We start from the raw sequence: 13,233 nt of genomic DNA, 5'->3' as shown, positions 1-13,233 counted from the left end.
GATGGAGCCCGGGCCCCGCCCTTGGGGTCAGTCGGTGCCCTCTTCTTCCTCGTCATCGGAGTCCGTGAGGACCGGAGAACCGTGGTGGGACCAGAGCCGCCAGCCCTCCGGTGTGCGTCGGAACACATTCGTGGCGACCACCAGCTGGCCCACGAGGGGGCCCAGCTCGCCGCCGTCCTCGGCGGGCCCGCCGCTGAGGATGTTCTCGGTGCACGTGACCAGGGCGGTGTCGCCTATCAGGGCCACCTTGGTGTCGGTGAGGAAGAACTGGATGTACTCGGTGTGGGACATGATCAGCGCGTACGAGCGCAGCACCTCCCCGCGGCCCGAGAGGACCGGCCAGCCCGGGTGCACGCAGGAGATCTCGTCTTCGAGCCAGAGCGCCGACAGTGCGTCGAAGTCCCCCCGCTCCATGGCCTCGTAGAAGGCCGCGTTGACCTCTTCGACGGCTTCGATGTCGGTACGGCTCACCGTGCCCCTTCCCTGTCTGTCCGGCGGATCACAGTGCCCCTTCCACGGCACGGGCCACCCGAACCGCGTCCGCGGTCGCCCGTACCTCGTGCACCCGGACGGCCCAGGCGCCCTGGTGGGCGGCTATGGCGGAGACGGCGGCCGTGGCGGCGTCCCGCTCGCGGGCCGGGGGCGGGGAGGCGTCGGCGGCGCCGGCCAGGACCCGTCCGAGGAAACGCTTCCGCGAGGCGGCGACCAGCAGGGGGAAGCCGAGCGCGCGGAGCTCGGGGAGGCGGGCGACGAGGGCCAGGTCGTGCTCGGCGTTCTTCGCGAAGCCGAGGCCGGGGTCGACGACGATCCGCTCGGGGGCGATGCCGCCGGAGACGACGGCGTCGATGCGGGTCCGGAGTTCGGCGGTGACCTCGCCGAGGACGTCCTCGTAGACGGCGAGGCTGTTCATGCCCTCGCTGAAGCCGCGCCAGTGCATGACCACGAAGGGCACCTCGGCGGCGGCGACGGCCGGGATCATGCCGGGGTCGGCGAGGCCGCCGCTGACGTCGTTGACGAGGACGGCGCCGGCCTCGACGGCGCGGGCGGCGACGGCCGCGCGCATGGTGTCGACGGAGACGGCGACCCCTTCGGAGGCGAGGCCGCGCACCACGGGCACGACCCGGCGCAGCTCCTCCTCCGCGTCGACGCGGGAGGCGCCGGGGCGGGTGGATTCGCCGCCGACGTCCACGAGGTCGGCGCCCTGGGCGACGAGGTCGAGGCCGCGCTTGACGGCCGCGGTGGTGTCGAACCAGCGGCCGCCGTCGGAGAAGGAGTCGGGCGTGACGTTGACGACGCCCATGACCCCGCAGCGGTCCCAGTCGGGCAGACCTGTCACCCGGCCCCTGGCGGCGGCTCCGCGGTTGTTGTTCATGGGTCCCAGGGTAGAGCCCGCGTCCTGGCCGGGCGTTTCGCGGGGATCCGGGTGGGCCGCCGCGGCCGTGCGGGGAAAGGGAACGGGCCCGGCGGGGTGTGCCGCCGGGCCCGGGAGTGCGTACCGCGCCCGGCGGGCAGCCTCAGGCGGCCTGGACCTCGCGCTCCGCCTGGGCCGGAACCTTCGCGGAGAGGTGCTCGTGGGCGCAGGTGCGGACCGGCTTGGGGCGGCGGCGGCTGGCGAACAGCCGGGGCAGGGCCAGCGTCACGAAGCCCTCGGCCTGCATCGCGGCGAAGCCGATGCGGGGCAGGTCGCGGGTCTGGCGGAAGACGACGAAGCGGGGCTCCCAGCGGGGGCGGAACTTCGCGTTGAACTTGTAGAGCGACTCGATCTGGAACCAGCGGGACAGGAAGACCAGCAGTCCGCGCCACATGCGCAGCACCGGGCCGGCGCCGATCTTCTCGCCGCGGGCCAGGGCCGAGCGGAACATCGCGAAGTTCAGGGAGACCTTCTCGATCTTCAGGGCGGGGGCGGCCTCCAGGGAGGCCACGATGAGCAGCTCGTTCATGCCGGGGTCGGCGGCGCGGTCGCGGCGCATCAGCTCCAGCGACATGCCGTCCTTGCCCCAGGGCACGAAGTGCAGGACGGCCTTCAGGTCGCCGAAGGGGCTGGTGTCGCCCTCTTCCACCCGGTGGGCGGTGGCGATGAAGCAGTCGCCGTCGCCCGGGTCGCCGACCCGGCCCAGGGCCATGGAGAACCCGCGCTCGGTGTCGGTGCCGCGCCAGGCCTCGGCGGCGCCGCGCACCTGCTCCAGCTCGGCCTCGGTCAGCTCGCTGACCCGGCGGACCTTGGTGGTGTAGCCGTTGCGCTCGATGCGCTTCACCATCTGGCGGACGTTGCGCATGGCGCGGCCGGCGAGGGAGAAGTCTTTGACGTCGACGATCGCCTCGTCACCGAGCTCCAGGGCGTCGAGTCCGGTCTCGCGGGTCCAGACCTCGCCGCCGGTCTCGCTGCAGCCCATGACGGCGGGGGTCCACGAGTGGGCCTTGGCCTCCTCCATGAACCGTTCGATGGCGCCGGGCCAGGCCTCGACGTCGCCGATGGGGTCGCCGGAGGCGAGCATGACGCCGGAGACGACCCGGTAGGTGACGGCGGCCTTGCCGCTCGGGGAGAAGACGACGGCCTTGTCGCGGCGGAGGGCGAAGTGGCCGAGGGAGTCGCGGCCGCCGTGCCGGGCGAGCAGCTCGCGGAGCTTCGTCTCGTCGTCCGGGGTGAGCTGGGCGGCGGGGTGCTCGGGGCGGAAGGCCAGGTAGATGGTGGTGAGGGCGGTCAGCATGCCGAGCGCGCCGAGGGAGTAGCCGACGGTCCAGGAGACCCGGCCGGCGTAGTCGACGGGGCCCTCGAAGCCGAAGAGGCCGTAGACGACGTGCGTGATCTGCTCGTACAGGCTCGGCCGGCCGACGACCTTGCCCGGGTGCACGTTGACGATGACCAGGCCGAGCCCGATGGAGCCGGCGCTCATGAGTACGAAGTTCGCGAGCGCCTTCCAGCGGCTGCGCGGGTCCGGCAGGGCCTTGAATTCACCCTGGTGGCGCAGCAGCAGTGCGAGGAGCACCGCGGCGATGACCACGCCGATGAAGGAGTGGCGGTACATGAACTGCGCCACCGCGCCCGCGGGCAGCAGGACGACGGCGGCCCGCCAGGCCCGCCGCTTGTGCCGCTTGAGGCCGTGGGCGAGCAGCAGGAGCAGCACGCCCGCGCTGATGGACATGGCCGCGGCGAAGGGGCCCAGCGAACCGGGCAGCACCTCGGTGACCGCGTGGATCCGGCTGTGCCGGAACCGCGGGAAGACACCCGCCGCGATGTCCAGAAGGCCGACGATCATGACGGCCGTACCTACCAGGCCGGGCACCGACTCCGGCCGTGGACCACGGAGGATTCGGCGGACCCTGCTCGGAACCTGTCCCGACTTATCGCCATCTATCCTGCTAGACATCGCTTCCCGTTGCTCCGCGAGAGATCATGTGGCCGAAGACCGCGACAGCCTCCGGTGTGTGGTGCGTCCATTAGGACGACATCGACGAGGAGCGGGTTCACTCTTCCGTCGGAAAAATCCAGTCCTGCCATCAGAAAGTCGACTGACTGCTCATGGGTCTCACCAGTAATACGGTTCTGGCGCTGGCCATCGTCGCCGGTGTGCTGCTGTTCGCAGCCACGGTGTGGTTCTGGCCGAAGCTCTCGGGCCGCACCTGGCGCTCGGTCGCCGGCCGGATCGGTCTCCTCCTCGCGACCCAGCTGGCGCTGTTCTCGGCGATCGGTCTGGCAGCCAACAAGTCGTTCCAGTTCTACGGTTCCTGGGCCGACCTGTTCGGCCAGGAGACGTCCATCGGCAAGGTCGTCGACCACTCGATGAGCAGCAAGGACATCAAGGTCGTCGACAAGCAGAAGCTTGACGTGCCCGGCGGGGCGACCCCCCACGTCGGTGGGCAGATCCTGAAGGTTGCCATATCCGGGCAGAAGTCGAAGATAACGAGTCCCGGCTACGTGTGGCTCCCGCCCGAGTACTTCCAGCCACAGCACAAGGACCAGAACTTTCCCGCGTCGATCGTCCTGACCGGCTACCCGGGCACCGCCGAGAACCTGATCAAAGGGCTCGACTACCCGATGAAGGCCTTCAGCCTGTCGAAGGCGGGCAAGATGAAGCCGATGATCCTGGTCATGCTGCGGCCGACCATCGCGCCGCCGCGCGACACCGAGTGCGTGGACATACCCGGCGGACCGCAGACCGAGACCTTCTTCGCCCAGGACCTGCCGCAGGCCATCCAGGACACCTTCCGGGTCGGCAAGAAGCCGCAGAACATGGGCTTCATCGGGAACTCCACGGGCGGCTACTGCGCCCTGAAGATCGCCGCGCACCACCCGCAGACCTTCGGTGCCGCCGCGGGTCTGTCCGCTTACTACGACGCCCCGAACGACCCGACCACCGGTGACCTGTTCCACGGCGACGAGAAGCTGAAGAAGCGCGCGGACGTGCTGCACACGATGGAGAACAGGAAGCCGGCCGGCACCTCGTTCCTCGTCACCAGCAGCGAGATCGGCGAGCCGAACCTGGCGGACACGAAGAAGTTCATCAAGTTGGTCAAGGGCCCGGACCGGGTCTCCTCGATCATCCTCGACAGCGGTGGCCACAACTTCAACACGTGGCGGCGCGAGATCCCGCCGATGCTCACGTGGATGAGCGGGCGCATCCAGGCCTGAGGCCGGTGCGCGGACACGGCGGAGGGGCCCGGCCAGTACGGCCGGGCCCCTCTGCCGTACCCGGGCCGCTACTCCGCTTCGTGCGGGCGGGTCCGGCGCAGTGCCTGGTGGACGGCTTCCGGGGTGAGTACGCCGACCAGCGCGCCGGAGTCCGGATCCGTGACGCCGATCCGGCCCGAGTCCTCCTGGAGCAGGGCGGACAGGGCCTCGCGCAGCGAGGAGCCGAGGGCCACGCTGGTGGCCGGGGCCTCCGCTTGCGCCGGGATCAGGTCGGCCTTCCCGACCGGGGTGACGGCGAGGCGCTTGAGGCCCCGGTCGGAGCCGACGAAGGAGGCCACGTACTCGGTCGCGGGCGCGGCGAGGACGGCGGCCGGGCGGGCGAACTGCTCGATGGTGCCCGTTCCGTACACGGCGATGCGGTCGCCGAGCCGGACGGCCTCGTCGAGGTCGTGGGTGACGAGCAGGATCGTCTTGCGGACGGTCCGCTGGAGCGTCAGGAACTCGTTCTGGAGCCGCTCGCGGACTACCGGGTCCACCGCGCCGAAGGGTTCGTCCATCAGCAGCACCGGCGGATCGGCCGCGAGCGCGCGGGCGACGCCGACGCGCTGGCGCTGCCCGCCCGACAGCTGCTGCGGGTACCGGCCCCCGTAGACGGACGGGTCCAGTCCGACGAGTTCGAGGAGTTCGGCGGCCCGCGCGCGGGCCTTGGCCTTCGGGGTGCCGATCAGCTGCGGCACCGTCGCGGTGTTCTCCAGCACCGTCTTGTGGGGGAACAGGCCGACCTGCTGGATGACGTAGCCGATGCGGCGGCGCAGTTCGACCGGATCGGCGGCGGCGATGTCCTCGCCGCCGAGCAGGATCCGGCCGGACGTCGGCTCGATGAGCCGGTTGACCATCTTCATCGTGGTCGTCTTGCCGCAGCCGGACGGGCCCACGAGCGTGACCAGCTCGCCCTCCGCCACCTCGAAGGACAGGTCCTCCACGGCCGTCGTCCCGTCGGGGTAGCGCTTGGTCACATGCTCGAATCGGATCACACCCTCATCCTCGCGCACCCGTCGCCGGGTTTGGGCGAAGCCTTTGTTAGGAGAGTGTTGCCGCCGTGCGAAGGTTTCCGGCCATTGTCGGTGCCGGGGGTTATGGTCGCTTCTGAGTTGTCGGCAGGTTGTCGGCGGGACGCGCGTTCGATGACGGGGGGTGGGGGCATGGCGGGGCAGAACTGCCTCGTGGCGAACGACTGGCTGTGCTGGGAGTACGTCACCTCCCGCTCCCAGGAGCTCACCGACGCCACCGTCGAACACGTCTGGATCACCGCCGCCTCGGTGCTGATCGGCGTGGCCGTGTCCGTGCCGCTGGCGCTGCTCGCCCGCCGCGGCCGCCACTGGGCGGCTCCCGTGCTCGGCCTGACCACCCTGCTCTACACGGTCCCCTCCCTCGCCATGTTCTCGCTGCTGCTGCCGCTCTTCGGGCTCTCGGCGGCGCTCGTGGTGACCGGCCTGGTGCTGTACTCGCTGACCATCCTCGTCCGCAACGTGCTGGCCGGCCTGGAAGCCGTCCCCGAGGAGGTGCGGGAGGCCGCGCGCGGGATGGGCTACGGCCCCCGGCGGCTGCTGTGGCAGGTCGAACTGCCGCTGGCGCTGCCCGCCCTGCTCGCCGGGGTGCGGATCGCCACCGTGTCGACCGTGGCCCTGACCACCGTCGGCTCGATCGTCGGCAAGGGCGGCCTCGGCAACCTGATCGCCCCCGCCGTGAACAGTTCCTTCAAGGCGCAGGTGCTCACCGCCTCGGTGCTGTGCGTCCTGCTGGCGCTGGTCGCCGACCTGCTGCTGCTCGGCGTGCAGCGGCTGCTGACGCCGTGGACCCGTACGGACCGCCGCGAGCGCACCGCCCGTGGCGGCCGGTCCGCCCGGGCGGCCGGATCCCTGAAGGGGGCCTGAGGCCGTGGGCGTGCTGGAAGGGGCCTGGGACTGGCTGGCGAACGGCGCCAACTGGTCCGGGGAGAACGGCGTCTGGCACCGGCTCGGCGAGCACGTCTACGTCAGCGGGATCGCCCTGGCCATCGCCTGCGCGGTGGCCCTGCCGATCGGCCTGTGGCTCGGCCACCTCGGCAAGGGCGGCGCCCTCGCGGTGAACGTCTCCAACGCCGGCCGGGCCGTCCCGGTCTTCGCGGTGCTGGCCCTGTTCATGGTGTCGCCGCTGCGCAGTGCCGGTTACCTCCCGACCGTCGTCGCGCTCGTCCTCTTCGCGATCCCCCCGCTGCTGACCAACGCCTACGTGGGCATGCGCGAGGTGGACCGGTCGGTGGTCGAGGCCGCCCGGGGCATGGGCATGTCCGGCCGCCAGCTGTTCCTGCGGGTGGAACTGCCGCTCGCCCGCGACCTGGTGATGACGGGCCTGCGCTCGGGCGCCGTCCAGGTCATCGCCACCGCCACGATCGCCGCGATGGTCGGGCAGGGCGGCCTGGGCAGGATCATCACCGCCGGCTTCAACACGTACAACACGGCGCAGGTCGTCGCCGGGGCGGTGCTGGTCGCCCTGCTGGCCCTGCTGGTGGAGGGCGCGCTGGTGGCCGCGGACCGCCTGCTGCTGCGCCGTCCGGCGCCGTCGCGCTGAGCGGCCGAGCCGGTCCGCCGCGCGACGGCGGCCGTACCCCGTTTCCGTCCGACCGTTTTCCCTGAAGGAGCTTTGATGAGCAAGTCCACGCGCATCCTCGGCGCGACCCTGGGCGCGGTGGCCCTGACCGTGTCGCTCGCCGCGTGCGGCGGCGACAGCCTGGAGAAGACCAAGGACGGCGGGTCCTCCGCCGATGCGTCCTCCTCCGCCGGCGGGGCCAAGGGGAAGCTGGTCATCGGCGCGGCCGGGTTCACCGAGTCCAACGTGCTGGCGGAGCTGTACGCGCAGGTCCTGAAGGACGCGGGCTACGGCACCTCCATCACCACGGTCAACAACCGCGAGCTGTACGAGCCGTCGCTGGAGAAGGGCGAGATCGACGTCGTCCCCGAGTACGCGGCCACCCTCGCGGAGTTCCTGAACGCCAAGGTCAACGGACCGGACGCGCCGAAGGACAAGCCGGTCGCCTCCAGCGACGCGGCCGCCACGGTGGCGGCCCTGGAGAAGCTCGCGGCGCCGCTGGGCCTCAAGGCCCTGCCGGCCGGTGAGGCCGTCGACCAGAACGCCTTCGCGGTGACCAAGGAATTCGCCCAGAAGAACAACCTCAAGACCCTTTCCGATCTCGGCAAGTCCGGCCTCAAGGTGAAGATCGCCGCCGGTGACGAATGCGCCGTCCGGCCGTTCTGCGCACCGGGGTTGGAGAAGACGTACGGAATCGCCGTTTCGGGCGTCGACCCCAAGGGCGTCGGCACCCCGCAGGCCAAGCAGGCCGTCAAGGACGGCGTCGACCAGCTGGTGCTGACCACGACCACCGACGCCACCCTCGACGGCTACGGCCTGGTCCTGCTGGAGGACGACAAGAAGCTCCAGAACGCCGACAACGTGCTGCCGGTGGTCAACGCCAAGGACGCCGGGGCCCCGGAGGTCGCGGAGGCCCTCGGCAAGATCACGAAGGTGCTCACCACGGCCGACCTCGTCGAGCTGAACCGGAAGGTCGACGCGGAGCGCGCCAAGCCGGCGGACGTCGCGAAGGCCTATCTGGAGTCGAAGGGCCTTCTCAAGAAGTAACAAGAACCTGGTTGATGGGAAATTGTGGGGCAACCGCCCGGCAAGAGTTTGCCGGGCGGGTATCCCACGCGCCGCCCACGCCCTGTAAATTTCAGGCCATGCCCCGTGGACGCCACCGCAATCCCGAGCCCCTGCACCGACTTCTCACGCCGACGGCCGTCGCCGGGGTTTCCGTCGCCAGCGCCGGCGCGGCCTGGCTCCTCGCGGAACCGCTCGCGCTACGCCTGCTCGTGGCCCTCACCGCGGCCGCGGGCGTGGGCGGCGCCGTCCTCATGCGCTCCTGGGACCGGTCGGCCGGCCGCCGGGTCGCGGAACTGGCCCGGGAACGGGTCAAGGACGAGTGGAAGACGGAAGAGCGGATAGCCGAGCTCGAATCCGACCTGGAGGAGGCGCGCGTCCTGCGCGCCAAGCTCGACACGAAACTGCGCGCCAAGCGCGTCGAACTGGCGGGCCTGCGCGGCGAGCACGCCGCGCTGCTGCGCCGGTACGCGACCGCCGAGACCGAGCGCGCCACCGCCCTGGAGAAGCGCCGGCTGCTGGCGCTCGAAGCCGCCGCCCCGGCCGCCGGGCCCAGGGAACTGCCCGCGGTGTCCGAGGAACGCACCGGCAGCGGCGCGCCCACCCCGGTCGGCTACGCCCGCGCCCACGCGGCGATGACGGCCCTGGCCCGCCGGGCGGAGGCCGCCGCGGCCGCCGCGGAGCAGCCCGCCGCCGCACCCGCCGCCGCACCCCCCGCCGCCCCGGTCGCCGACGCCCACGCCCGTGCGGCCGCCACCCCGTCGGTCCCGCTTCCGGCGCGCCGGCCGGCCGCGACCGTCGCCCCGTACTCGGCCGCGCGCCGCTCCGCCTCGCGCGTCGAGGGCGGCTTCGACTTCTTCGGCACCAAGACCGCCGCGCAGGCCCGCGCCGTGATCGAGTCCGTGCAGAACGAGGACCTGGCCGACGTGGTCGGAGCCGAGGCCCTCGCCGTGCACAAGGCGGAGTCCGTACGCCCCGACACCGGCCCGGAGTTCAAGCCGGTCACCCCCGAGCAGCGGGCGGTGGGCCAGGTCATCGACCTGACCGCCCACGACGAGACCGAGCCCATCAACGTGGGCCGGCTGCGCACGGCGATCTCCTAGGCCGCAGGGGCTATCCGCCCGACGGGCTCCGGCGGACCGAGTCGAACCAGCGGACGGCCTGCGGGGCCGAGCGGACCGCCGTGGCGGTGTGGTCGGCGTCCGCCCCCTGGTCGACGACCTTCGCCCGGACGCCGTGGCGGGCCAGGTCCGCCGCGCAGGACCGGGCGTTGGCGATCGGCACGTCGGTGTCGCCGGAGCCCGCGTAGAGGCGTACGGGCACGGCGGGCTTCCAGTCGCAGAAGCCGTCGTTGGCTTCGATGACCGCGCGCAGGGTCCCGCGCGGGCTCCGGACCTTCTCGGCCCATTCCGGGGTGAGCAGCTCCTGCGGGGTCGCGGGCAGCGCCCCGACGATCTCCTCCGGCCGGTGGTTCCCGTCGAACAGCCCCTCCACGGTCTGCGCGTACGGTGCGCGGAACACCTCGGCGGGGTCCCCGTACAGCGGGTGGAGCCGGTTCTGCGCGGTGAGGAAGTAGGAGAGGTAGAAGACGGCGCTGGCCGGGGCGACGCGGCCGTCGGTGATGCCCGGGAACTCGGTGCCCGTCAGGTCGTGCGGTCCGGCCATCGGGGCGAGTGCCCGCAGCCGGAAGCCGTCGCGGCCGCGGGAGAGTTCGCGGCCCAACGCCATCGCCACCTGGCCGCCCTGGGAGAAGCCGGTGGCGTACACGTCGCGGGTGAGGGGACGGCCGAGCTGCTCGGCGGCGGCGCGCGAGGCCTTCAGCATGTCCACGGAGGCGGTGACGGAGGAGCGGGTGTCCATGTACGGGTGGCTGCCGGGCCCGCCGCCCAGGCCCAGGTAGTCCGGGGCGGCGACGGCGCGGCCCGCGGAGGCGTGCAGGTACGGGGTGATCCGGTTGTACCCGGCGCCGCCGGACGGGGCGTCGTCGCGGGTCGGGACCGTGCCGTGGGTGTCGGAGACCAGGTCGAGGCGGTGCGGGCCGCCGCGCGGCAGGACGAGCAGACCGGTGGCCGTGGTGGGGCGGCCCCGGGGGTCGACGGTGGCGTAGGTGAGCCGGTAGGCGCTGATGCCGTGGCGGACGGTGCCGGCGTCCATGCCGAAGGCGGTGAGCTCGGCGGCGACCTGGTCGCGTCCGAGGGTGGCGAGCGGGGCCACGGAGATCAGAGCGCCCCGGGCGGAGGCGGCCGCGCCCGCGGTCGTGGCGCCCGTGGTGGCGGGCGCGGCGAGGGCGGCCGGGGCGGCGATGCCGCCGAGTACGGCAGCGAGGGCCACGGCCGCGGCGCCGCGCCGCAGCCACTGCTTGCCGGTCCGGGGGGTCGGGTGCGTCGTCGTCATGCCCCGAACGCTAGGGGCGGCGCGGACTCCTGGACATCCCGTCCTCCCCCGGGGCGGCCGGGGGACAACCCCCGTATCCGGTGCCCCCAACTTCCCTCAGAACAGCGGCAGCTGGCCCGGCAGCGGGCCCAGGGCGAACCCGTCCAGGGTCGGGGCCGAGGCGCCGAGCACCACGCGGGCGCGGGATCCGGGGCAGGACACCAGACCGGCCCGGTCCCGGCCGGCGGGAGGATCGTGGCGGGCGATCCGGCCGGCCGTCACGGCGCAGTCGCGGCCGCAGGCGGGGCAGGCCCGCCGGGGGGAGTGGGACATACCCCCAGTCTGCCCTGCCGGGCCGACAACGGAACCGCCGGCCGCCGGCCGCGCCCTCCCGCCGGCCGCGCCCTCCCGCCCGCCGGACCCGGCCCCGCCCGCCGCCGCGGGGGTTCAGCCCTGGCGCCCGGCCAGCCACGCCTCGTGCGCCAGGCTCACGCGGGCCCACAGCGCCTCCCGGTCCGCCGGGGTGAAGTCGTCCAGCTCCCGCCCGAAGACGGAGGCGACGACGTCGAAGAACTCGCCGGAGGTGGTCAGTTCCCGCTCGGAGTCCGGCTTGCCCGGCTCGGTCCGGGTCAGGACCCGTCCGCGCAGCGCGTCGACGCCGTGCGCGTCGCGCCGCAGCAGGGCGCAGGTGCGGACGAAGCCGGAGTCCGGCGACGTCGACAGGCGGGTGTGCTCGGCCTCGAAGTCGGCGGTCACCGCCGGGGCCGTGTGGAAGTTCATCACCGGTGCCGGACCCCCGTCGTTGAGGTAGGTCCAGCCCGGTTCCGCACCCGGCGCCGACTCCTCCAGGCGGTACGTGAAACCGCCCTGCCGGTGCTCCCCGGCCCGCAGCGGAAGCGGCTCGTACGGTCCGTCGCCGAGCCCGGTCTCGACGAAGTACTCCTGCCCGTCGACCCGTACGGTCAGCGCGAGGTGGTCGCCGCTGACGTCGCGCCGGTGGGCCTCGGCCCGGTGCAGGACGCCCCCGCGGTGGCGGGTCACCTCGTACCCGAGGGTCTCCAGGAGCAGTGCGAAGGCGCCGTTGAGGTGGAAGCAGTAGCCGCCGCGCCCGGCCTCGATGCGGCGGGCCGACAGCTCGGGGTCGATGCCGGGCGGCCGGCCGGCCTGGATGTCGAGGTTCTCGTACGGGACGCGTTCCAGGTGCGCGCGCTGGAGCGCGAACAGCCCCTCCGCGGAGGGGCTGCCGGGGTCGGAGATGCCGAGTCGCCGCAAGTAGCCGGCGCGTATGCCAGAGGTCATTCCCGCACGATAGGACGCGGATCCCGCGGGGTCACGAGGTATTCGCCGGTCGGCGCCGCGTGCCGGTCCGCGCTACTTGTCGATGTCGCCCACGACGAAGAACAGCGAGCCGAGGATCGACACCATGTCCGCGACGAGCTGCCCGGGCAGCAGGACGGCCAGGGCCTGGATGTTGTTGTAGGAGGCGCTGCGCAGCTTCAGCCGGTACGGGGTCTTCTCGCCCTTCGAGACCAGGTAGTAGCCGTTGATGCCGAGCGGGTTCTCCGTCCAGGCGTACGTGCTGCCCTCCGGCGCCTTCAGGACCTTCGGCAGCCGCTGGTTGATCGGCCCCGGCGGCAGCTCGGCCATCCGGTCCAGGCAGGCCGCCGCCAGGTCGAGGGCGTTGTGCGTCTGGTCGAGCAGCACCTCGAAGCGGGCCAGGCAGTCGCCCTCGGAGCGGGTGACCACCTTCAGGACGTCCTGGAGTTCGCCGTACGCCAGGTAGGGCTCGTCGCGGCGCAGGTCGAAGTCGACCCCGGAGGCGCGGGCGATGGGTCCGGACACCCCGTACGCGTGCACCGCCTCGGCGGACAGGACGCCGACGCCGCGCGTGCGGCCGCGGAAGATCTCGTTGCCGTGGACGAGCTTGTCGTAGACGTCCATCCGGGTCCGGACGTCGGCGATGGCGGCGCGGGCCCGGCCGAGCCAGCCGGCCGGCAGGTCCTCCTTCAGGCCGCCGACGCGGTTGAACATGTAGTGCATGCGGCCGCCGGAGATCTCCTCCATCACGGCCTGGAGCTCCTCGCGCTCCCGGAACGCGTGGAAGATCGGGGTGATCCCGCCCAGTTCGAGCGGGTACGACCCGAGGAACATCAGGTGGTTCAGTACCCGGTTCAGCTCGGCGAGGAGCGTACGCATCCACACGGCGCGCTCGGGGACCTCCATGCCGAGCATCCGCTCGACCGCCATGACCACGCCGAGCTCGTTGGAGAACGCGGACAGCCAGTCGTGGCGGTTCGCGAGCATCACGATCTGGCGGTAGTCGCGGGCCTCGAAGAGCTTCTCGGCACCCCGGTGCATGTAGCCGACGACGGGCTCGGCGCTGACGATCCGCTCGCCGTCCAGGACGAGCCGCAGGCGCAGCACACCGTGGGTGGAAGGGTGCTGCGGTCCGATGTTGAGCACCATGTCGGTGCTCTCCGCCGCTCCGCCGATGCCGACCGTCGTCTCCGTCATGGCGGCATTGTCTCAGCCCTACG

The 13,233-nt window shown here is 72.4% G+C and carries 13 protein-coding genes; 5 read left to right on the top strand and 8 right to left on the bottom strand.

What is annotated here, in order from left to right:
• Nucleotides 1-27: 27 nt before the first annotated feature.
• From ABZZ17_RS02910 to ABZZ17_RS02900, 3 genes are all read right to left on the bottom strand, one after another.
• Complete coding sequence (locus ABZZ17_RS02910; protein WP_356871277.1) at nt 28-471, bottom strand: nuclear transport factor 2 family protein; 444 nt, start codon at nt 469-471, stop codon at nt 28-30.
• 28 nt (nt 472-499) lie between these two features.
• Nucleotides 500-1,372, bottom strand: coding sequence for a dihydropteroate synthase (gene folP, locus ABZZ17_RS02905; protein WP_356871275.1), 873 nt, complete (start codon nt 1,370-1,372; stop codon nt 500-502).
• Between the two features lie 142 nt (nt 1,373-1,514).
• Nucleotides 1,515-3,368 (bottom strand): phosphatidylglycerol lysyltransferase domain-containing protein, encoded by a 1,854-nt coding sequence (locus ABZZ17_RS02900; RefSeq protein WP_356871273.1) that lies wholly within the window; start codon nt 3,366-3,368, stop codon nt 1,515-1,517.
• 152 nt (nt 3,369-3,520) lie between these two features.
• Here ABZZ17_RS02900 and ABZZ17_RS02895 point away from each other — a divergent pair, with 152 nt between their 5' ends.
• Nucleotides 3,521-4,630, top strand: coding sequence for an alpha/beta hydrolase-fold protein (locus ABZZ17_RS02895; RefSeq protein WP_356871271.1), 1,110 nt, complete (start codon nt 3,521-3,523; stop codon nt 4,628-4,630).
• A 68-nt stretch (nt 4,631-4,698) separates the two neighbouring features.
• Here the strand turns inward: ABZZ17_RS02895 and ABZZ17_RS02890 are convergent, their stop codons facing one another.
• On the bottom strand, nt 4,699-5,664 hold the full coding sequence (locus ABZZ17_RS02890) for an ATP-binding cassette domain-containing protein (RefSeq protein ID WP_356871269.1): 966 nt from the start codon (nt 5,662-5,664) through the stop codon (nt 4,699-4,701).
• Nucleotides 5,665-5,832: 168 nt separating this feature from the next.
• Here ABZZ17_RS02890 and ABZZ17_RS02885 point away from each other — a divergent pair, with 168 nt between their 5' ends.
• The 4 genes from ABZZ17_RS02885 to ABZZ17_RS02870 all read left to right on the top strand — a co-directional run bounded on the left by ABZZ17_RS02885 (nt 5,833) and on the right by ABZZ17_RS02870 (nt 9,426).
• On the top strand, nt 5,833-6,564 hold the full coding sequence (locus ABZZ17_RS02885) for an ABC transporter permease (RefSeq protein ID WP_356871267.1): 732 nt from the start codon (nt 5,833-5,835) through the stop codon (nt 6,562-6,564).
• A 4-nt stretch (nt 6,565-6,568) separates the two neighbouring features.
• A complete protein-coding gene (locus ABZZ17_RS02880; protein ID WP_356871265.1) occupies nt 6,569-7,240 on the top strand; it encodes an ABC transporter permease in 672 nt (223 codons plus the stop codon).
• Between the two features lie 75 nt (nt 7,241-7,315).
• Entirely contained in the window at nt 7,316-8,305 is a 990-nt protein-coding gene (locus ABZZ17_RS02875) for an ABC transporter substrate-binding protein (RefSeq protein ID WP_356871263.1), read from the top strand.
• A 98-nt stretch (nt 8,306-8,403) separates the two neighbouring features.
• On the top strand, nt 8,404-9,426 hold the full coding sequence (locus ABZZ17_RS02870) for a hypothetical protein (protein ID WP_356871261.1): 1,023 nt from the start codon (nt 8,404-8,406) through the stop codon (nt 9,424-9,426).
• A gap of 10 nt (nt 9,427-9,436) precedes the next feature.
• On the opposite strand, the gene ABZZ17_RS02865 is transcribed toward ABZZ17_RS02870, so the two are convergent.
• The 4 genes from ABZZ17_RS02865 to ABZZ17_RS02850 all read right to left on the bottom strand — a co-directional run bounded on the left by ABZZ17_RS02865 (nt 9,437) and on the right by ABZZ17_RS02850 (nt 13,210).
• Nucleotides 9,437-10,717, bottom strand: coding sequence for an alpha/beta hydrolase (locus tag ABZZ17_RS02865; RefSeq protein WP_356871259.1), 1,281 nt, complete (start codon nt 10,715-10,717; stop codon nt 9,437-9,439).
• A gap of 96 nt (nt 10,718-10,813) precedes the next feature.
• Nucleotides 10,814-11,029 (bottom strand): hypothetical protein, encoded by a 216-nt coding sequence (locus ABZZ17_RS02860; protein WP_356871257.1) that lies wholly within the window; start codon nt 11,027-11,029, stop codon nt 10,814-10,816.
• A gap of 114 nt (nt 11,030-11,143) precedes the next feature.
• Nucleotides 11,144-11,995 carry an arylamine N-acetyltransferase gene (locus ABZZ17_RS02855; protein WP_356871255.1) on the bottom strand — a complete coding sequence of 284 codons (852 nt, stop codon included), beginning with the start codon at nt 11,993-11,995 and terminating at the stop codon, nt 11,144-11,146.
• A gap of 72 nt (nt 11,996-12,067) precedes the next feature.
• A complete protein-coding gene (locus tag ABZZ17_RS02850; protein ID WP_356871253.1) occupies nt 12,068-13,210 on the bottom strand; it encodes an NADH-quinone oxidoreductase subunit D in 1,143 nt (380 codons plus the stop codon).
• Nucleotides 13,211-13,233 lie beyond the last annotated feature (23 nt).

The sequence above is a fragment of the Streptomyces sp. NPDC006512 genome, from assembly GCF_040611935.1.
Classification (GTDB): Bacteria; Actinomycetota; Actinomycetes; order Streptomycetales; family Streptomycetaceae; genus Streptomyces.
Note: the sequence above shows the minus strand (reverse complement) of the source record. Positions and strands in the feature narration are given on the sequence as shown.